The organism is Microbacterium maritypicum (genome assembly GCF_041529975.1).
GTDB lineage: Bacteria > Actinomycetota > Actinomycetes > Actinomycetales > Microbacteriaceae > Microbacterium.
The window spans coordinates 3,646,275-3,665,910 of record NZ_CP168030.1 but is presented as its reverse complement, the minus strand read 5'-3'; the positions used below and the strand labels follow the sequence as shown (position 1 = coordinate 3,665,910).

General features: G+C 68.8%; 15 protein-coding genes. 7 read left to right on the top strand and 8 right to left on the bottom strand.

Features of this window, described 5'->3' with window-relative positions; translation table 11 throughout:
- Window positions 1-76: 76 nt before the first annotated feature.
- Entirely contained in the window at window positions 77-2,542 is a 2,466-nt protein-coding gene (locus ACCO44_RS17745; protein ID WP_372467624.1) for a glycoside hydrolase family 2 protein, read from the top strand.
- Window positions 2,543-2,559: 17 nt separating this feature from the next.
- On the top strand, window positions 2,560-3,597 hold the full coding sequence (locus ACCO44_RS17740; protein WP_372469425.1) for a LacI family DNA-binding transcriptional regulator: 1,038 nt from the start codon (window positions 2,560-2,562) through the stop codon (window positions 3,595-3,597).
- A 15-nt stretch (window positions 3,598-3,612) separates the two neighbouring features.
- Here the strand turns inward: ACCO44_RS17740 and ACCO44_RS17735 are convergent, their stop codons facing one another.
- Window positions 3,613-5,223, bottom strand: a complete 1,611-nt coding sequence (locus ACCO44_RS17735) for an FAD-dependent oxidoreductase (RefSeq protein WP_219860798.1) — start codon at window positions 5,221-5,223, stop codon at window positions 3,613-3,615.
- 122 nt (window positions 5,224-5,345) lie between these two features.
- Between ACCO44_RS17735 and ACCO44_RS17730 the strand changes: the two genes are divergently transcribed.
- The 5 genes from ACCO44_RS17730 to ACCO44_RS17710 all read left to right on the top strand — a co-directional run bounded on the left by ACCO44_RS17730 (window position 5,346) and on the right by ACCO44_RS17710 (window position 11,584).
- Complete coding sequence (locus ACCO44_RS17730) at window positions 5,346-6,380, top strand: LacI family DNA-binding transcriptional regulator (RefSeq protein WP_029264434.1); 1,035 nt, start codon at window positions 5,346-5,348, stop codon at window positions 6,378-6,380.
- A 73-nt stretch (window positions 6,381-6,453) separates the two neighbouring features.
- The gene (locus tag ACCO44_RS17725) at window positions 6,454-7,743 is read left to right on the top strand and encodes an ABC transporter substrate-binding protein (RefSeq protein ID WP_372467623.1); all 1,290 of its coding nucleotides are present in this window, start codon (window positions 6,454-6,456) and stop codon (window positions 7,741-7,743) included.
- A gap of 4 nt (window positions 7,744-7,747) precedes the next feature.
- Window positions 7,748-8,677 carry a carbohydrate ABC transporter permease gene (locus ACCO44_RS17720; RefSeq protein ID WP_081859917.1) on the top strand — a complete coding sequence of 310 codons (930 nt, stop codon included), beginning with the start codon at window positions 7,748-7,750 and terminating at the stop codon, window positions 8,675-8,677.
- Window positions 8,667-9,530, top strand: coding sequence for a carbohydrate ABC transporter permease (locus tag ACCO44_RS17715; protein ID WP_081859916.1), 864 nt, complete (start codon window positions 8,667-8,669; stop codon window positions 9,528-9,530). Before ACCO44_RS17720 ends, ACCO44_RS17715 begins: the two co-directional genes overlap by 11 nt.
- Before the next feature lie 80 nt (window positions 9,531-9,610).
- On the top strand, window positions 9,611-11,584 hold the full coding sequence (locus tag ACCO44_RS17710) for a twin-arginine translocation signal domain-containing protein (protein WP_372467622.1): 1,974 nt from the start codon (window positions 9,611-9,613) through the stop codon (window positions 11,582-11,584).
- Window positions 11,585-11,654: 70 nt separating this feature from the next.
- Here ACCO44_RS17710 and ACCO44_RS17705 read toward each other — a convergent pair whose 3' ends face one another.
- The 7 genes from ACCO44_RS17705 to ACCO44_RS17675 all read right to left on the bottom strand — a co-directional run bounded on the left by ACCO44_RS17705 (window position 11,655) and on the right by ACCO44_RS17675 (window position 19,568).
- A complete protein-coding gene (locus tag ACCO44_RS17705; RefSeq protein WP_091032040.1) occupies window positions 11,655-11,966 on the bottom strand; it encodes a metal-sensitive transcriptional regulator in 312 nt (103 codons plus the stop codon).
- Window positions 11,967-11,995: 29 nt separating this feature from the next.
- Complete coding sequence (locus ACCO44_RS17700) at window positions 11,996-14,134, bottom strand: heavy metal translocating P-type ATPase (RefSeq protein WP_372467621.1); 2,139 nt, start codon at window positions 14,132-14,134, stop codon at window positions 11,996-11,998.
- Window positions 14,135-14,148: 14 nt separating this feature from the next.
- Window positions 14,149-14,424 carry a YHS domain-containing protein gene (locus ACCO44_RS17695; RefSeq protein ID WP_091032036.1) on the bottom strand — a complete coding sequence of 92 codons (276 nt, stop codon included), beginning with the start codon at window positions 14,422-14,424 and terminating at the stop codon, window positions 14,149-14,151.
- Window positions 14,425-14,477: 53 nt separating this feature from the next.
- Window positions 14,478-16,748, bottom strand: a complete 2,271-nt coding sequence (locus tag ACCO44_RS17690; RefSeq protein ID WP_372467619.1) for a heavy metal translocating P-type ATPase — start codon at window positions 16,746-16,748, stop codon at window positions 14,478-14,480.
- A gap of 72 nt (window positions 16,749-16,820) precedes the next feature.
- Window positions 16,821-17,780 carry a hypothetical protein gene (locus tag ACCO44_RS17685; RefSeq protein ID WP_029264443.1) on the bottom strand — a complete coding sequence of 320 codons (960 nt, stop codon included), beginning with the start codon at window positions 17,778-17,780 and terminating at the stop codon, window positions 16,821-16,823.
- On the bottom strand, window positions 17,777-17,989 hold the full coding sequence (locus ACCO44_RS17680; RefSeq protein WP_029264444.1) for a heavy-metal-associated domain-containing protein: 213 nt from the start codon (window positions 17,987-17,989) through the stop codon (window positions 17,777-17,779). The genes ACCO44_RS17685 and ACCO44_RS17680 overlap by 4 nt, the downstream gene beginning before the upstream one ends.
- A 148-nt stretch (window positions 17,990-18,137) precedes the next feature.
- Window positions 18,138-19,568, bottom strand: coding sequence for an MFS transporter (locus ACCO44_RS17675; RefSeq protein WP_372467618.1), 1,431 nt, complete (start codon window positions 19,566-19,568; stop codon window positions 18,138-18,140).
- Window positions 19,569-19,636 lie beyond the last annotated feature (68 nt).

The window sequence follows — 19,636 nt, the reverse complement described above, 5'->3', positions numbered from 1 at the left end:
GGGGAGCATGGGGCACTAGCTACTTAAGCGCTTAGGTTACAGTGGACTCCTCACGAATCAGCGAGGAGGACTCCGCATGCGCACGACGTCGGATCTGGCAGGACGGTGGAGTTGGATGGTCGACGCCGAGGGGGACACTCCTGTCCCGGAAGAGGCCGCGCCGCTCGTCGGGAGGGCCGTCGCCGCGCAGGTGCCCGGGGCGATCCACCTCGATCTGCGGAACGCAGACCTCATTCCCGACCCCTTCGTCGACCGGAACGAGGAGGCCGTGTCCTGGGTCGCTCGATGCGACTGGCGCCTGAGTCGCACCTTCCCCCGGTCGGGCGACGCGGAGCGGGTGGATCTCGTCCTCGACGGCGTGGACACCATCGCGTCGATCGCCGTCAACGGGCGAACCGTCGGACAGACGCGGAACATGCATCGTGCGTACCGGTTCGACGTGACGGCGGCGATCGAGGAGGAGAACAGCGTCGATGTCTGCTTCACCTCCGCATACACGTATGCCGAGCAGCAGGAACGTGCGCTCGGCGCGCGCCCCAGCGCCTATCCGCAGCCGTTCGCATTCATCCGGAAGATGGCCAGCAGCTTCGGCTGGGACTGGGGGCCGACCCTTCCCGGATGCGGGCTGTGGCGTGACGTCAGGATCGAGAGCTGGAGCACGGCGCGGATCGCCGCGGTCCGTCCGTTGGTCGACGTCTTCGAGCAGACCGGCATCCTCACCGCTCACATCGACCTCGAGCGAACGGCCTCCGGCGCGAGCCTCCCGCTGCATCTCGAGATCGAGATCGCGGGGCAGGCCGTTCATGCCGAGGTGCCGCCGGGTGAAGAGTCGGCGACGATCGTGGTCGCCGTTCCCGATGTGCAGCGGTGGCACCCGCGCGGACTCGGCGAACCCCATCTGTACTCGGTCGAGGTCTCACTCTGGTCGGAGCGAGAGCGGCTCGACGAACACCGCACGCGGGTCGGCTTCCGGACCGTCGTCGTCGATCGGACCCCCGATGCGCACGGCACGCCGTTCGTCGTCACGGTGAACGACCGCCCGATGTTCATCAAGGGCGTGAACTGGATTCCCGAGAGCGTCTTCCCCGGGGAGGATGTCGCCGACCGCGTCCGCACGCGCCTGGAGCAGGCGGCGGAGGCCAATGTGAACCTCGTCCGGGTGTGGGGTGGAGGCGTCTACGAGAGCGAGGCGTTCTACTCCGCGTGCGACGAGCTCGGCCTGCTCGTGTGGCAGGACTTCCTCTTCGCCTGCGCCGCCTATCCCGAGGAGGAGCCGATCAGGGCACAGGTGCTGGCCGAGGCCCGCGAGAACATCGTGCGGCTCAGCTCTCACCCGAGCCTCGCCCTCTGGAACGGGAACAACGAGAACCTCTGGATGCGCCTGGACAAGGATTGGGCATCGCAGCAGGGCGGGGAGCTCACCTGGGGTGAGCGGTACTACCTGGAGTGGCTGCCGGACCTCGTCCGCGAGCTCGACCCGACCCGTCCCTACACGGAGGGGAGTCCCTGGTCGGGCAGCGGGGTTCACGATCCGAACGACCCGGATCACCAGACCTTCCATTCCTGGGATGCCTGGAACGAAGACGACTACTCGGTCTACCGCGCCAGCTCTCCGCGTTTCGTCTCCGAGTTCGGTTGGCAGGGTGCAGCCGCCTGGCGGACGTTGCGCGATGCGGTCTCGGACCCCGATCTTCGTCTCGACTCCGAGAACGTCCGGCACCATCAGAAGGCCATCGACGGGCACGCGAAGCTCGCCCGCAATCTCGCCCGCCACCTCCCGCCGACGGACGACTTCGACCGGTGGCATCTGCAGACGCAGTGGATGCAGGTCGAGGCCGTCCGCACCGGCGTGCTGCACTGGCGCGCGAGTTGGCCGCGCACCTCGGGCACGATCGTGTGGCAGCTCAACGACCTGTGGCCGGTGACGTCCTGGTCGGCGATCGACAGCGCGGGCCGGTGCAAGCCGCTCTACTTCGCCCTGCGCGACATGTACGCACCGCGCGTGCTGACGATCGAGCCGCGGGACGGCGGGCTCGAACTGTGCATCATCAACGACGACGACGAGGCGTGGCACTCCACGGTGGGATTCGCGCGGCGGCGGGCCGATGGGATCGCCGCGGCGGAGCAGTCGTTCCCGCTCTCCGTGCCTCCGCGCTCGGTGGCCCGCATCGAGCTGCCGCCGATCATCGCCGAGCCGCGGGATCCGGCGGAGGAGTTCGTGGTCGCCACCGTCGACGACCAGCGAGCCCTCTGGCATTTCGCTCCGCCGAGTGGCGCGCACGCTCACGCACCGCTGGAAGTCGCCGTCGCCGTCGTCGCCGGCGGTATGGACATCAGCGTCCGCTCGCGTCTCCTCGCACGCGACGTGCTCGTCCAGCCGGATCGCCTCCATCCTGAGGCGACGGTCGATCGCGGCTTCACCACCGTGCTCCCGGGGGAGACCGCGATCTTCCGCGTCCGCGCGCCGGAGCCGCTCGATCCCGACTCGGCGCGGGAGGCGTTCGTCGTCTCCTCGCTGCGGGATATCATCGATCCCGACTGACGGGAGCTGCATCGGTGATGACGAGCGCTGCGCGGGCCCGGCGGGTCACGATCGCCGATGTCGCGCGCGAGGCGCAGACGTCGACCGCGAGCGTCTCCTATGCCCTCAACGGTCGCCCGGGGATCTCCGAGGCCACGCGGGAACGGGTGCTCGAAGTGGCGGCCCGACTCGGCTGGTCGCCGGCGAGCGCCGCGCGTGCCCTGGCGGGTGCCGGTGCGGACACGATCGGTCTGGTGCTCACGAAGGATCCTCGTGATCTCTCCGTCGAGCCGTTCTACATGCAGTTCATCGCGGGAGTGGAGTCGGCGCTCGCCGTGCGCTCCCGTGGTCTCCTGCTCGAGGTCGCCGCTGATGCGGACGCCGAGGTCGAAGCGATCCGGCGTTGGCGCGGTTCGCGGCGTGTGGACGGCGTCCTCCTCACCGACCTGAGGCCACACGATCAGCGGATCGCCGTCGTCAGGGAAGCCGGCGTCCCCGCGGTCGCGGTGGGCGATCCGAGCGCTGCGGCCGGCCTGACGACCGTGTGGACGGACGACGCCGCCGCGATGAGACAGGCCGTCCAGCATCTCGCTGCTCTCGGGCATCGTCGCATCACCCGGGTCGCGGCGCCCCGACGGTATGCGTACACGGCCATCCGCGATGACGCGTTCGATCAGACTGCCCGTGCGTGCGGCCTCGACCATGACATCGTCCGCAGTGATCTCTCGGAGGATGCCGGTGCGGTCGCCACGCGCGCCGTGCTCTCGTCGCCGCGCCCGCCGACGGGGTTGATCTTCGACAACGACATCATGGCCGTCGCCGCCCTGACCACGGCGCATCAGCGGGGACTGTCCGTTCCCGGAGATGTCTCGATCATCGCGTGGGACGACTCGCTGCTCTGTCGACTCGTGACGCCGGGGTTGACGGCGCTCAGCCACGATGTGGTCGCCCTCGGCGCCCAGGCCGCCCGCCGCCTGCTCGACGTCATCGACGGTGCGGAGCCGGCCGTCTACCAGGAGGCGACGCCGATGCTGCAGGTCAGGGCCTCGACCGGTCCTGCGCCGACCGAGGCCTGATCCACCGACGGCGGTCTACCAGCGAAGGGCGGGGTCCCACCGCAGCTGCACGCCTCCGCGCTCGAGGTCGCGCTGGAAATCGTCGAGGTGCCGCGCATCCGCGCGCACCGTCGACGGCTCGACACCGTGGTCGAGACAGTACGAGGCGAGGGCCCCCACGGCCTCGCCGATGGACCATTCGACGGGCTGCAGCCGGTAGCTGCCGTTCGAGATGTGCGTCGTGCCGATGTTCTTGGCTGCGGGGAGGAGATTGCGCACGCGCTGCGGCAGAAGGGCGCCGAGCGGGATCTCGAACGGCTCCGGGAGCCCGCCGCCACCGGCGCTGCCACCGGTCGTGGCGTGCCGGTCGATCCAGTAGTAGTGGCCGACCCCCACGGTGTCGGGATAGCGCTCGGCGCCCCTTCCGTCGCGGAGATCGCGGTCGAAGTCCTGCTCGAGGATCGTCCGTTCAGCCCGGATACGACGGGATTCGCGGAAGTAGGGCATCATCGCGAACCCGTCGGGCGTCCCCGTGACCTGTGGTGCGAGGCGGAGCCCCGGCCAGCCGACACCGCCATCGGGTCGAGGAGCCTCCGTCTGCAGCCAGTAGAGCAGCGACCGACTCAACGCCTTGGAACGATCCCAGTGGACGGCGGCGTCGTCGACGCCGAAGAGCGGGCCCCCGACGTAGTCGTTCATCGGCCAGTTCACGATGACGATGTCGCTCTCGTAGGCGCCGTCCTCGAACTGGCGCCGTGCGGCGATGCGGCGGTAGTTCCACAGTTCCGGGGCGCCGTCCATGTTGCGGTGGTCGACGTCGATGGCGAAGGGGTCATCGTCGTCGTTCACCCGCAGTGTGTACTCGCGGGCGATGGAGCCGTCGTGCGCGGCGCGTCGGAATCCGAGCATCTTCTCGCCGTCGAGCTGCGGCGGCCGCCACTCGCGGAAGGTGTCGTAGTCGTCGGGGCGATCGATCGTGTGATCCTGACCGGCGAGGTGTTCGACCGCGAAGCACCAGGTGACGCTCTGCATGTCGAGCGGGTCACCGGCCTCCGGCGCACTGGGCTCCCCGGTCTCGCCTCGAGCCTCGCGGCCGGTGACGTATTCCACTCCGCCGAGCTCCAGGAGATCACCGAGCTCGGTCGCATCCAGCACGAACGGCGCGGACAGCTCGCGCGAGACGCCCTCGCGGTCGCGCACGGTCACCGCGGCGATGCGGTCACCGTCGGTGTGGACGGCGACAGGCGTGGTCTCGAGCATCAGAGCGAGTCGGCCGGAGGCCTCGTACGGCCGGAGGAGGTCGTGGATCACCGCGAGGATGACCTTCGGCTCGACGCTGAGCGGGCTCACCCAGGCCGCGCCCGGGTTGAGATGCCGGTCGGCTCTCGCGGCGGCGGTGAGCGGGTAGTACGTCCGGTAGTGATCCCGGACGAGGTCGCGGAACTGGGCGTAGCTGCGGTTACGACCCGTCGCCTCGATGCGTCGGTGCTCGTCGCTGGGTACGAGCTGACTCGTCAGCTGGCCCCCCAGCCAGGGGGTCTGCTCGGTCATGATGACCGATCTGCCGCGGCGCAGAGCGGCGAGGGCGGCGGAGACGCCGCCGACGCCACCGCCGATGATGAGAAGGTCGGCCTGCTGTCGTGTCACGGAAGAACACCTTTCTTTCCCGAGAACTCTAGGTAATTTTCTCGAACATGTCCAAGTAAAATCTCTAGAGGAGACGGGTTCGCCATAGAATTCCAGAACGCTGACTGAGTGAAGGGGTGCCCATGCGCGCGAAGGAGCGTCGACCATCGCTTGCCGAGGTGGCGGGTGAGGCGGGGGTCTCGATCTCCACCGTCTCGAAGGTCGTGAACGGGGCGCCCGACGTCGCTGCCGACACTCGCGTGCGGGTGGAGTCGGTGCTCCGCGACAAGCAGTACCTGTCGCCGAAGCAGCGCTCGCGGAGTGATCTGGCGACGGTGGTGGTCGTGCTCGCGAGTTCGAGCATGTCGTCCCCGCTGACGGTCGAGATCCTGCGCGGCACCATGCGTGCGGCGCACGAGGCCGGGCTCGAGCTCGTGCTGCTCGACCTTCCGGATGGGGCGCCCGCCGCCGGCTGGATCGAGCGGACCAAGCGCAACGGTCCGACCGCGGTCATCGCGCTGAAGTCGCGGTTGAGGACGCAGGAGCGGGCGAAGCTCGCGAAGAACGGCGTCCCCCTCGTCGAGGTCGACACCTACCAGCTGCCGGACAACGACTCGTACTCCGTGGGCGCCACGAACTTCGCAGGGGGGATGGCAGCGACGCAGCATCTGCTCTCGCTCGGGCATCGGCGCATCGGGTTCCTCGGCGGAGTCTCCGACACGCAGGCGTCGATCGCTCGCAAGCACGGACATCTCGCCGCTCTCGCCTCGGCCGGGATCGAACCCGGGGACGACATCATCGAAGAGGGCGACTTCACCTACGAATCCGGCCTGCAGGCGGCGGAGACCCTTCTGGGTCGACCGGGTCGCGTGACGGCGATCTTCGCGGCGAGCGACGCGCAGGCCGCCGGAGTCCTCGAGGCCGCGCGCCGCGCCGGCGTGTCCGTCCCGGATGAGCTCAGCGTCATCGGGTTCGACGACCAGCTCGTCGCGCGGATGACGGCCCCGCAGCTGACGACCATCCGGCAGCCCTCCGAGGCGATGGGCTCCTACGCGGTGGAGGTCGCCCACAAGCTGTTGCTCGGCACGACACCGCCGGCCTTCCATACCGACCTGGCGACGGAACTCGTCGTGCGAGGATCGACGGCACCTCTGCAAGCTATCGAAAATACTGCTTGATATTCTCGATAGTTCTGGTACTTTTTCTTTCAGCGCGCTACGAGGCGCGTCAATGAGTCCGAAGGAGTACTTCATGCGAGCTACCCGATCCCGAGGGGCTGCCATCGCGCTCACCGGAGTTCTGGCGGTGTCCCTCAGCGCCTGCGCCGGTACCGACAGCGGCGCCTCAGGCCCCGTCGACCTGACCATGGCGCTCTGGTCCTCCAACGAAGGTCACCTGGCGCTGCTGCAGGAGATCGGCGATGCCTACGTCGAAGAGCACGGCGACGAAGTCTCGTCGATCACTTTCGAACCCGTCACGAACCCGGACTACGTCGCCGGGCTGACGACGCAGATCGCCGGCGGCGACGTTCCCGATCTCGCCTGGATCCCGGAGGCGAGCGGTCCCGAGTTCGTCGACTCCGGGATCCTGCACGACGTGCGTGAAACCCTGGAGGGCGCCGACGGCTACGACCTCGACGACATCCTCCCGGCCGCGCTCGCGCCGTGGCAGGACGACGACGGAGGCGTCTACGCGTATCCGTTCTCGAACTCCCCCTTCGCGCTCTACGTCAACGATGACCTCGTCGCGGCCGCGGGCCAGCCGGATGTCGAGTCGCTCGTCAGCACTCCCGACTACACGTGGGACACGGTCGCGGACATCGCTGCGGCGGTGAACGGCGAGACGGGAGCGACAGGGCTGAACGTGCCCACGTTCAACCCGACGAACTGGAGTGCCGTGACCATGCTCGGGAACGCATGGGGCGCCGCGCCGTGGTCCGAAGACGGTACGACCTGCGAGTTCGCCTCTCCCGAGATGATCGAGTACCTCACGTGGTACCAGGACCAGATCGACAGGGGAGCGATCCCTGCCGTCTCCGGCAACGCGGCGCCCGCTGCATTTGCGAGCGGTGACGTCGCCTTTAGCGTCGCTCAGCTCAGCCAGTCGGGGAGCCTCGACGACAGCTTCGAGTGGTCGTTCCTCCCGCTGCCCGCGGGACCGGAGGGGTACCACCCGATCGTCGGCCAGGCGGGCGTGAGCGTCCTCGAGCGCAGTGAGAACCAGGATCAGGCGGCAGGCTTCCTCGCCTACCTGACCAACCCCACGAACGCCGAGCTCCTCGCGCAGTTCTTCCCGCCGCCCCGTGAGTCCCTGCTCAACGTGGAGACGCTCTCGCAGGCAGCGCCGAAGCTCTCGCCCGACGAGATCCAGTCGGCGATCATCGACGTGGTCCCCGACGCCTCGGTCAAGCCGCAGCACCCGGTGCTCTCCCAGTTCTCCGACAAGGTCCGTGCGGGTCTCGACCCGGTGTGGTCGGGCGGCGACGTCGAGACCGCGGTCACCGGCATCTGCGAGCAGATCTCGCCGACGCTCAAGGGCTGACCGCGTGACCGCACGCACCGTCGCGGCGAACGATCGAAGAGCCCTGCCGAGCCGGCGTCCCCGTCCTGACGGGGATCGCTGGCTCGGCGTGGCCTTCGTCGCGCCCCAGGTCCTCGGCGTCATCGTCCTCGGTGTCGTCCCCTTCCTCTTCGTCATCTGGTACAGCTTCAACGAATGGCGTCCGCTCACCGGCGGCATGGAGTTCATCGGGCTCGACAACTACTCGCGTCTCTTCGCGGACCCGACCTTCTCCGCCTCTGTCGTCGCGAGCCTGCTGTTCAGTGCCGGCGTCCTCATCCTGAACCTCGTGATCGCCATCAGCCTCGCCGTGCTCCTCAATCGGCGGATGAAGGGCATCACCGGATTCCGCACGATCTTCTTCTCGCCCGTCGTGGTGTCGGTCGTCGCCTGGTCGGTGACCTGGGGGTTCCTCCTCGCCCCGGATGGCGGCATCAACGGAGCGCTGCGGATGCTCGGGATCGACGGCCCCAATTGGCTGGCAGATCCCTCCACCTCCCTGATCTCGCTCGTCGTGGTGCAGGTCTTCAAGGGCGTCGGCATGAACATGGTGCTCTTCCTCGCCGCGCTGCAGAGCGTGCCCGAGGAGATCCGGGAGGCCGCCCAGCTCGACGGTGCGACGCCGTGGCGGTCGTTCTGGGCCATCACCGTGCCGATGATCGCTCCGACGATCCTGCTCACCGGCATCCTCACCACGATCGGCTCACTCGAAGTCTTCGCACCCGTGCAGCTGCTCACCGGAGGTGGTCCGGGGGATTCGACCAACGTCCTGCCGTTCCTCCTCTACCGCACCGCTTTCGTCAGCCAGCAGTTCGGCTACGCCAGCGCGATCGGTGTCGTTCTGTTCGCCATCATCCTGGCCCTGACGATGCTGCAGTGGACCACGCGACGCAAGTGGGTGCACGATGAGGTCTGAGACGTCGAAGGCGGCCCGCAGCCGCTCCAGGATCAACACCGTCGTGCTCTACGTCCTGCTCGTCGTGGTGTCGGTGCCGTTCCTGTATCCGACCCTGTGGATGTTCTTCTCGTCCTTCAAGCCCGCGAACGAGATCTTCCTCCAGCCGCCGACGCTGCTGCCCAGGGAGTGGACCCTCGACGGCTTCGTGCAGGTGTTCACCGCCCAGCCGTTCCTGCAGCAGTACGGGAACTCGATGTACATCGCGGCGATCGTCACCGTGTCGTCGATCCTGCTCTCGGCGATGGCCGGCTACGCCTTCGCGCGGATCCGGTTCCCGCTGCGCAACGCGGCCTTCACCCTGCTGCTCGCGGCGATGATGGTGCCGACCGAGGTGACGATCATCCCGATCTTCACGGCGGTGAACGCCATGGGGCTCAACGACACCCACTGGCCGCTCATCATCCTCCCGATCTTCGGGCCGACCGCGGTCGTCTCCGTGTTCATCTTCCGGCAGCACTTCCTCAGCTTCCCCAAGGACTACGAGGAAGCGGCCCGGCTGGACGGCGTCACACGGGCCGGGGTGTTCTTCCGCATCGCCCTCCCGTTGGCGACGCCGGCGATCGCGGCCGTCGGGATCATGGCGTTCCTGCGCTCGTTCAACATGTACTTCGAGGCGCTCATCTTCCTGCGCACACCCGAGAAGTTCACCCTCGGACTCGCGATCACCCGCTATCAGGACTTCTACGGCGAGCAGATGTGGAACACGCAGCTCGGCGCAGCGTCTCTCACGGTCGTCCCGATCCTCGTGGTGTTCCTCATCGCGCAGAAGCAGTTCGTTCAGGGCCTCGCCCAGACGGGGCTCAAGGGATGAGCTGACTTCCCCCACAGCGACGACGCGGACCGGGCGTCGTCGCCACTCACCATGCCCCGGTCAGAGACGAAGGAGTCGAGATGATGCATGAGGATGAGACCCGCCCGCAGATGCTGCCGGCGCTCAGCCGAAGGAACTTCCTGGTCGGTGCGAGCGCCGCCGCGGCGCTGCTCGCCATAGGGAACGCGGGGGCGTCGCCTGCGCTGGCGACATCGGCCGGCACGGTGTTGCCGCTCGTCGCGCCGCTCCCCGCCGGGCAGCCGGTGCGCTCCCAGTTCGCCCCGAACGAGCAGGTGCTGGCCGCCTACCTGATGATCGTCGCACCTCTCGCCAACAGTGTCCGGGACGTCGCGCCGAACTACGGATGGATGGAGGACGGCTGGTGGCGCACTCCGAACCAGCCCTACAACACCCGCATCATGGAGCATGTCGCGACGCTCTCATGGTTCTACGCCAACGACCGCCCGTGGAACCCGTACTACCGTGACCCCGCTCTCCTCGGACGGCTCGACGCGGCGCTCAGCCACTACCTCTCGCTGCAGCACGCCGACGGCTCGTACCCGGAGTACTCCCCGACCGAGCATCACCTGTCGCCGACCGGATTCGGAACCGTGGCGCTCGCCGCGGTCCTCCGGGACCTTCGCGCCGCGGGCGAGCTCCACGACCGCCGTCTGCAGATCCGTGACGCCATCCGCAAGAGCTCGGCCTGGCTCGTGGACACCTCGCGTCCGCATTGGAATCGACCGGTGCAGTTCGCCAATCAGGTGGTCGCCGGCCTCTCCGGAGTGGTCGAGGCGGCGCACATCCTCGGCGAGCCCGCGGTGAGCGCCTCCGTTCCGAACCGGCTGCAGATCATCCTGAAGGACGGCCAGGCTCCGGCCGGGTTCTTCCACGAACCCGTCGCGCCGGATGCCGGATACAACTTCGACGTGATGCTGCCCGATCTCGGCGCCCTCTACAAGAGGCTGCCTGACCCGTCGATCATCCAGCTGGCGGAGCGGTTCGCCGCGTGGTGGGGGTACGTCGTCGTCATGGAACCCGGGCGGAACGAAGGCTTCATCCTCTCCGGGACGAGTGCGCGCAACATCGTCGCGACGTTCGTCACCACCCCCGTGGACGATCTGGATCGCAGCGCCCTCGCGCGGACGCTGCTGCCGCACGTGCCCGCGCTGCGTGCCTTCTACGCGAGCGCGGAGGAGAAGACGCAGGCGCGAAACGCGTGGAGCTCCTCGGCGGCACCCGTGGCCCCGAGACAGAAGCAGGATTCGTCGCCACGGCTGCACATGCATGTCCCGCAGGCGCCGATCGGGGTGCCCGCGGCGCAGCGCGATGCCCAGGTCGCCGCGCTGCGGTATCGGGCCGAGAGCACATTCACCGAGCTGCGCAAAGGCACCCTCGATCAGCAGTATGTGTTCGTCCGCCGCCCCGGCTACTACACCGCCGGCCTCTACGGCGTGCGGCAGAACTCGCTCCAGCGGATGGGGACGAACGCGTTCTGGCACCCCGTCGCGGGGATGCTCGCCCTCACCGTGAACAGCACGGGTCCGGATGACTGGACGACCGTCGCCGACACGGTCGGGACGGCTTCATCGCGGGGTCCGGTGACGGCGACGCATCATGCCGGGTCCAGCGCATCGGGCACTGTGATCCCGGCGGATGCCCTGACCGGATACACGGGTACCTTCACCACCAGGTACGTGACCGCGGACGGCGCCGTCACCACGGATGTGACCCATCGCCCGGATGGGATCAGGCGTGCGCTGATGACGCCGGGAGCGTCACGCGAGCGCATCCCGCTCATCATCGGCACCGACGATCAGGTGGTCTTCGCCAACGGCACGCCGGCGCCGTACGGACAGGAGACCATCACGGTCACCCGAGGGATCACGGTCACTCGAGGCGGCATGAGGTTCATCATCGACTGGGGTGTGGACCGCGAAGCGAAGTACGCGCCCATGGATCGGTCTTACCTCGGGAACCGAACGCACCGGATCCTCACGATCAGCTTCGCGAACTCGCTCGCCGTCGACTTGAAGGTCGTGCCGGCGGTCTGATCCCCGGGTCCCCGTCGGCGCCGGCGGTTCCGCGGCGCCGACGCGGGCCGGCGGCGTCGCCCCGTCCGGCTCAGGACCGCACGAGCCGCGCGATCGCGTCCGACGCTTCCTTGATCTTCGCGTCGGCGTCGTCGCCGCCCATGCGAGCGGCGTCCACGACGCAGTGCTTGAGGTGGTCGTCGAGAAGGCCGACGGCCACCGCCTGCAGTGCGCTCGTGAGCGCGCTGATCTGGGTGAGGATGTCGATGCAGTACTTCTCGTCGTCGACCATCTTCGTGATCCCGCGGGCCTGGCCCTCGATGCGGCGCATCCGGTTCAGGTACTTGGTCTTGTCGGTGATGTAGCCGTGGGCGTGTTCGTCAGCCGTCGCTTCGGGGGTCATCTCTGCTTCCTTCGTCGCATGATCGGGTTTCAGCGGCCGAGGACGGCGCGCGTGCTCGCTTCGGGGGTGATGTCGATGCGTCGCAGCAGCTGGGCGTTCAGCGCCACGACGACGGTCGACAGGGACATCAGGATAGCCCCGACCGACATGGGCAGGACGAATCCGATGGGCGCCAAGACGCCGGCGGCGAGCGGAACCGAGAGCAGGTTGTAACCGGCCGCCCACCACAGGTTCTGCTTCATCTTGCGGTACGCGGCTCGGGACAGCTCGATCACGGAGACCACCGACCGTGGGTCGGAGCTCGCGAGGATCACGCCGGCCGAGGCGATGGCGACATCCGTCCCCGCGCCGATCGCGATGCCCACGTCGGCCTGGGCGAGGGCGGGAGCGTCGTTGACGCCGTCGCCGACCATCGCGACCTTCTTGCCCTCGGCCTGCAGCTCGGCGACCTTCCTCGACTTGTCCTCCGGTCGCACATCGGCGAAGACCCGGTCGATGCCGAGCTCGGCGGCGACCGACTCGGCGACGGCCTGGGCGTCGCCGGTGATCATGACCACCTCGACGCCGAGCTTGTGCAGGGCGTCCACGGCCTGCTGCGATTCCGGCCGCACCTCGTCGGCGAGCTTCAGTCCGCCCACGACCTGTCCGTCGACCACGACGTGCAGGATGATGGCGCCCTCGCCGCGCCACTGATCCGCGGCCGCGATCTCCTGCCCGCCGACCTCGTCGAGGAGCTTCGGGCCGCCGACGCGCACCTCCCGGCCGTCGACCGTCGCCGTCACGCCGACCGCGGGTGACGAGGTGAAGCCGGATGCCTTCGCGAGAGTCATGCCCGTCTCCTGGGCGGCGCGCACGATGGCGCGGGCGAGAGGATGCTCGCTGTCGGCCTCGGCGGATGCGGCGAGGAGCAGCAGCCGGTCGGCGTCGATGTCGCCGGTCGGCTCGACGGCCGTCACCGTGGGTGCTCCCTTGGTGAGCGTGCCGGTCTTGTCGAAGAGCACGGCATCGACCGTGCGCATGCTCTCCAGCGCGAGGCGGTCCTTGATCAGGACGCCTCCGCGGGCCGCGCGCTCGGTCGCGATCGACACGACCAGCGGGATCGCGAGGCCCAGTGCGTGCGGGCAGGCGATGACGAGGACGGTGATGCTGCGCACCACGGCGGCATCCGGGTTCCCGACCAGGGTCCAGATGACGGCGGTGAGGGCGGCCGAGAGCAGCGCGAACCAGAACAGCAGCGCGGCGGCGCGGTCGGCGATGCGCTGGGCGCGCGAGGAGGAGTTCTGCGCCTCGGTGACCAGTCGCTGGATGCCGGCCAGGGCGGTGTCGTCGCCGGTGGCCGTGATCTCGACGCGCAGGCCCGAGTCGGTGGCGACGGTTCCCGCGGTGACGGTGTCTCCTGTGGCCCGGGTGACCGGTCGGGATTCGCCGGTGACCATGGACTCGTCCATCGCCGCGGTGCCGTCGATGATGCGGCCGTCCGCAGGGATGCTTCCGCCGGGACGGACGACCACGACATCTCCGACGACGAGATCCGCGGGCGAGACGGTGACGACGGTATCGCCCTCGACGCGCTCGGCCTCGTCCGGCAGCAGGGCGGCGAGCGAGTCGAGTGCCGACGTGGTCTGCGCGAGCGACCGCATCTCGATCCAGTGGCCGAGCAGCATGATGACGATGAGGAGTGCGAGCTCCCACCAGAACTCGAGCTCGTGATGGAGGAGCCCCAGTGTCGCACCCCACGAGGCGAGGAACGCCACCGTGATGGCGAGGCCGATGAGGAGCATCATGCCCGGCTTGCGCGACTTGAGTTCGCTGACGGCGCCGGTGAGGAAGGGCCAGCCGCCCCAGACGTACATGACCGTGCCCAGCACCGGCGCGATGAACCGCGCCCACCCGGGGACCTCGTAGCCGAAGATCATCGCGAACATCGGCGAGAACGCCACCACGGGAACCGCGATGACCAGGTTGATCCAGAACAGGCGTCGGAACTGACCGACATGGTCGCCGTGACCTGCGTGCCCGCCGTGACCTGAGTGACCCCCATGACCGCCGTGGTTCTCGTGCCCCTCGTGATCGCCATGGCTCTCGTGGCTGCCATGGTTCTCGTGCGCAGCCTCCGGGGCATCCATCGAGTGCGCGGGCGAGTGGTGGTGCGCATGCGGATCGGTCATGGGGTCATCCTCTCTCAGGCCATGTTGGCGGCGTACTTGGCGGGGTCGGAGTCGAAGGCCGGCCCGCATCCGGCGCAGCAGAAGTAGTACCGCTCGCCCTCGTGATCGCGGAAGAGGCCCGCCGCCTCTGCGGCCTTCTTGCTGACCGGGTTGCCGACCATGACCGGGCAGGTCGTCAGATCGTCACTCGCACCGCCGGCCAGCAGGTTTGCGCGTCCGTTTCCTGCCGCGGCGGGGTTCGGGGCACTGATGCTGCAACAGCTGGCGGGTGCCTCGGTGTCGTTCGTCATGCGGGTGATTCCTCTCTCATTCTTCGGTGGGGGCGGTGGTGGCGGAAGGGGCGTCAGGGCTTGGCGATGCTCTTGAAGCCGCGCAGGCGGAGGCTGTTGCCGACGACGAAGACGCTCGAGAGCGCCATCGCCGCACCGGCGAGCATCGGGTTCAGCATCCCGAGCGCCGCGACGGGGATCGCCGCGACGTTGTAGGCGAAGGCCCAGAACAGGTTGGTCTTGATGGTTCCGAGGGTCTTGCGCGACAGTCGGATCGCATCGACCGCGCTGCGCAGGTCGCCGCGCACCAGGGTGATGTCGGATGCTTCGATCGCGACGTCCGCTCCGGTGCCCATCGCGAGGCCGAGGTCGGCCTGAGCGAGGGCAGGGGCGTCGTTGACGCCGTCGCCGATCATCGCGACCGTCTTTCCCTCGCGCTGCAGTCGGGTGACGACGTCGACCTTGTCCTTCGGGAGGACCTCGGCGATGACCTCTTCGATGCCCACTTCGGCGGCGATCTGGCGGGCGACCGCCTCGTTGTCGCCGGTGAGCAGGATGGGGGTCAACCCGATTTCCTTGAAGCGACGGATCGCCTCGGCGCTGCTGGGCTTGACGGTGTCGGCCACCACGAGGATGCCTCGTGCCTGCCCGTCCCAGCCGACCGCGACGACGGTCTTGCCCTCGCCCTCGGCGCGCGCCTTCGTCGAGGCGAGCTCGCGGCTCAGCTTCTGCGACCACTCGGCGAGGAGCGAGTCACGGCCGACCAGCACCGCGTGGCCGTCGACGATGCCCTGCACGCCCTTGCCCTCGATGTTCGCGAAGTCCTCGGGTGTCGGCAGTGCGCCGACCTCCTGGGTCGCGCCCTTGGCGATGGCCTGCGCGATGGGGTGCTCGGAGGCATCCTCCAACGCACCGGCGAGCCGGAGCAGCTCTGCACGATCGGTGCCGTCCTCGACGAACACGTCGACGAGGGTCATCCGGCCGGTCGTGACCGTGCCGGTCTTGTCCAGCACGACGGTGTCGATCTTGCGGGTGGATTCCAAGACCTCCGGGCCCTTGATGAGCACGCCCATCTGCGCGCCGCGACCGGTGCCGACCAGCAGCGCGGTGGGGGTGGCGAGACCGAGAGCGCAGGGGCAGGCGATCACGAGCACGGCGACGGCCGCCGTGAACGCCGCGGTCACCGGGAATCCGGCGCCGAGCCAGCCGCCGAGCGCCGCGAACGCGATCACGATCACGATGGGCACGAACACTCCGGAGATCCGGTCGGCGAGCCGCTGCACCTCGGCCTTCCCGGTCTGCGCGTCTTCGACGAGCTGCGCCATCTGCGCCAGCTGCGTGTCGGAGCCGATCCGGGTCGCGCGGACCACGAGCCGACCGCCGACGTTCGTCGTGGCGCCGGTGACGGAATCGCCCTCGGCCACTTCGACGGGCACGGCCTCGCCCGTGAGCATGGATGCATCCACGGCCGACGTCCCGGAGACGACGATGCCGTCGGTGGCGATCTTCTCGCCCGGTCGCACGATGAACTCGTCGCCGACCTGCAGGTCTTCGACGGGGATCTTCGTCTCGACGCCGCCGCGCAGAACGGCGACCTCCTTCGCTCCGAGTTCGAGGAGAGCGCGCAGGGCGGCACCCGCCTGCTTCTTGGAGCGCTTCTCGAAGTAGCGCCCGGCGAGGATGAACATCGTCACCCCGGCACCCACCTCGAGGTAGATGTTGGCCGCGCCGTCGGAGGGGGCCAGCGCGAACTCGAAGGGGTGCGTCATGCCCGGCGTGCCCGCGGTTCCGAAGAACAGCGCATACAGCGACCACAGGAACGCGGCCGAGGTGCCCATCGAGATGAGGGTGTCCATCGTTGCGGCGCCGTGGCGGAGGTTCGTCCACGCGGCCTTGTGGAACGGCCAGGCCGCCCAGATGATCACGGGCGCGGCCAGGGCGAGCGAAGCCCACTGCCAGTACATGAACTGCAGCGCGGGGATCATCGCCATCGCGATCACGGGCACCGTCAGCACGACGGCCCCGATCAGCCGGTTGCGCAGCGAGCGCAGCTCCGGATCCTCGCCCTCGGCGTCACCGGTCGACCCGGTGTCTGCGCGCTTGCCCTTCGGGGCGGGCAGCGCGGCCGAGTAACCGGTCTTCTCCACCTCGGCGATCAGCAGTGCCGGATCGTAGCCGTCGGGAACGGTGACCTTCGCCTTCTCGGTCGCGTAGTTCACGGTCGCGACGACGCCCTCGAGCTTGTTGAGCTTCTTCTCGATCCGCATCGCGCAGGAGGCGCAGGTCATCCCGCCGATCTCCAACTCGACGCCGGACCCCGCACTCGAGGGTGCTGATGTGCTCATGTCCTTCTCTTTCTGCTCTGACTGTTGCTCGGGGCCGCGGCGGATGGCCGGCGGCCGGGCGCCGTGCGCGGCTCAGTGGCCGTCGTCGTGCGAATCGTCCTCGGATGCCGGTGCGTCCCCTGCCGGGGCGGCATCGAGCACGAACTCGGCGGTGTGCACCGTGCCGTCGACCTGGAAGTCCAGGTACAGCAGGTAGCGACCCGCTGTCGGGGCCTCGGCGGCGAAGGCGATCTCCGGACCGGAGGTCTCGCCCGCCTTCGGCTCGTCACCCGCGGCGTGCACGTGCAAATAGGCGAGGTCGCCCTCGCGCAGCGCGACGAGGTGGCCGAATGCGCCGAGATACGGTTCGAGGCCGGTCACGGGAGTGCCGTCCTTCGTGAGGGTGAAGGTCAGGTCGCTCGCCGATCCGGCTTCGAGTGCCCCGTCGAGCGACACGGTGAATCCGTCGACCTCGGCGACCTGCGTCGGCGCGGGGGTCACGGGCGTGAACTCGCCGGCGACCTGCACGGTCTGCGTGAGGGTGAGCGACGGTGCGTCAGCGCCGGCCGGCGTGAAGTCGGCGAAGACGCGGTAGGTGCCGGCGGCGTCCCACTCCCACGGCAGCGACCAGGTGCCCGTGGCCTCGTCCAGTGTGGGGTGCACGTGCCGGAACTGACTTCCGTCGGAGCGCACCACGATCAGGTGCAGGTCCTTGTCGTGCGCGGTCGTGTACTCCGTGACCGGGGTGCCGTGCGCGTCGCGGATCTGGAAGCTCAGCTCGCCGGGCTCGTCCGCCCCCGCCGGTGCCGCGACCGGAGACAGTGCGTATCCTTCGAGGCTCAGCGAGAGCCCCTTGAGGGCGTCCGCTGTCGCGCTCGCCGCATCCTCGGTGGTCGCGGCCGCGCCGTGTGCTCCGTGCTCTTCCATCTCCGTACCTTTCGTCCACTCACTGACAACGGTCGGGGGGATGACGACCTGGGCGAGGCCGAATGCCGCGCCGAACGCCACCACCACCCCCGCCCCGTAGATGGCGAGCCGCGCCCCGGCGTTCATGCCTTCCGCACCGCCGAGTACCCGGCCTCTGTGACGGCGGCCAGGATCTGCGCGTCGTCGAGGGAGTCGGAGCCGGTGACGAGGAGTACGCCCGTCTGTGCGCTCACCTGGATGTCTTCGACACCCGGGACCTCGGCGACCTCTTCGCGGATCGACATCTCGCAGTGTCCGCAGGTCATTCCGGTCACCTGGAATTCGTTCGTGGTCATCGCGTATCCTCTTTCTCGTTCGGTACCCGTACCGGGTATCAGTGACAACGGTATACCCATGAGGGGTATTCCTCAACCGGCCGGATCCGTTGCGCGGACCCGGCCGGTACTGGTCAGGGGTCACTGGTCGTCGTCGGAGAGCCGGGGATCAGGCCGATACCGACTCCTCGGAGACGAAGGCCGCTGCCCGCGGCTTCCTCATGGCGATCGCGGTGATGATCGCTCCCAGCAGGGCGAGGATCGCCGCGCCGATGAAGGCGGCGGAGTAGCCCTGCGTGAGCTCGACCGTGGTGGAGTCGTGGCCGGCGATGCCGTAGACGATCGCCGTGAGCACCGCGAGGCCGAGCGCGGATCCGATCTGGTAGCTGGTGCTGACGAGTCCGGAGGCGACGCCGGTCTCCGCCGGAGGCGCCGCGTTGATGGCGGTGCCGAGCGAGGGGACGAACGCCAGCGACATGCCGAGGGCTGCGAGCAGCGAGGCAGGTAGGACGTCGACGACGTAGGAGCCGTCGGGTCGGACGAACGCGAGCCAGGCGAGACCGCCGGCCAGCAGGAGCAGTCCGGTGACGATCAGTGCCTTGGCGCCGAACCGCTCCTGAAGCCGCGGTGCCAGGGCGATCATGACGAGCACGACCAGTCCGGTCATCGGCAGCAGTGCGGCTCCGGCGGCGAACGCGCTCGCACCGAGCACCTGCTGCAGGTAGAGGTTCAGGAAGAACCACATCGACACCCACGCGGCGCCGAGCATCAGCTGGGCGACGTTCGCGGCACCGAGGAGCGGGGCGCGCAGCAGGCCGAGGCGCAGCAGCGGGTTGCGGCTGCGGGCCTGGATGAGGAAGAAGATCAGCAGCAGGACGATGCCGGCTGCCAGCATCCCCAGCGTGGACCAGGTGAGCCAGCCGATCTCCGGTGCGTTGACGACGGCGTAGACCACGGCGGCGAGTCCGAGGGTCACCGTGACGGCTCCGCCGATGTCGATCGAGCCCGATGCCTTGCGGACGGTGCGGGGGAGAGCTGTCGCGGCGAAGGCGAGCACGATGAGCGCGATCGGGACCGTGACGTAGAACACCCAGGGCCAGCTCGCGTACTCGGTCAGGACACCGCCGAGGAAGACGCCGGCCGTGCCGCCGATGGGCGCGGCGGCGCCATAGACGGCGAACGCCTTGGGGAGGTCGGAGGTGCCGCCGAACAGCATCATGAGCAGAGTCAGGGCTGCGGGGGCGATCATCGCGGACCCGGCGCCCTGGATGGCGCGTCCGGCGATCTCGACGCCGACCGTGCCGGCGGCTCCGGCCATGATCGAGCCGACGATGAGGACGATCCAGCCGAGCACGAAGATCTTGCGGGCGCCGAATGCGTCGGAGAGGCGTCCGCCCAGCAGGAGCAGGCCGCCGAAGGCGACGACGTAGGCGTTGAACACCCAGGACAGCGACTCGGGGGTGAAGCCGAGAGCCCTCTGGATGTCGGGCAGGGCGACGCCGATGATCGACGTGTCCATGATCACGACGAACTGCGCGGTGGCGATCAGCACGAGGCCGAGCCATCGCTTCGCGGGTGACAGGGGTCTGGATGTGGACATGGTCGTTCCTCCTGGAAGCTCGCCGGGATGTCCGGGTCGCGGTGTAGCCTATACCCATAGGGGGTAGG

Coding starts and splice junctions, on each gene's coding strand:
- ACCO44_RS17675 (WP_372467618.1), bottom strand. CDS start 19,568: ATGTCCACATCCAGACCCCTGTCACCCGCGAAGCGATGGCTCGGCCTC.
- ACCO44_RS17710 (WP_372467622.1), top strand. CDS start 9,611: ATGATGCATGAGGATGAGACCCGCCCGCAGATGCTGCCGGCGCTCAGC.
- ACCO44_RS17745 (WP_372467624.1), top strand. CDS start 77: ATGCGCACGACGTCGGATCTGGCAGGACGGTGGAGTTGGATGGTCGAC.
- ACCO44_RS17690 (WP_372467619.1), bottom strand. CDS start 16,748: ATGAGCACATCAGCACCCTCGAGTGCGGGGTCCGGCGTCGAGTTGGAG.
- ACCO44_RS17680 (WP_029264444.1), bottom strand. CDS start 17,989: ATGACCACGAACGAATTCCAGGTGACCGGAATGACCTGCGGACACTGC.
- ACCO44_RS17725 (WP_372467623.1), top strand. CDS start 6,454: ATGCGAGCTACCCGATCCCGAGGGGCTGCCATCGCGCTCACCGGAGTT.
- ACCO44_RS17705 (WP_091032040.1), bottom strand. CDS start 11,966: ATGACCCCCGAAGCGACGGCTGACGAACACGCCCACGGCTACATCACC.
- ACCO44_RS17715 (WP_081859916.1), top strand. CDS start 8,667: ATGAGGTCTGAGACGTCGAAGGCGGCCCGCAGCCGCTCCAGGATCAAC.
- ACCO44_RS17685 (WP_029264443.1), bottom strand. CDS start 17,780: ATGAACGCCGGGGCGCGGCTCGCCATCTACGGGGCGGGGGTGGTGGTG.
- ACCO44_RS17740 (WP_372469425.1), top strand. CDS start 2,560: ATGACGAGCGCTGCGCGGGCCCGGCGGGTCACGATCGCCGATGTCGCG.
- ACCO44_RS17730 (WP_029264434.1), top strand. CDS start 5,346: ATGCGCGCGAAGGAGCGTCGACCATCGCTTGCCGAGGTGGCGGGTGAG.
- ACCO44_RS17700 (WP_372467621.1), bottom strand. CDS start 14,134: ATGACCGATCCGCATGCGCACCACCACTCGCCCGCGCACTCGATGGAT.
- ACCO44_RS17695 (WP_091032036.1), bottom strand. CDS start 14,424: ATGACGAACGACACCGAGGCACCCGCCAGCTGTTGCAGCATCAGTGCC.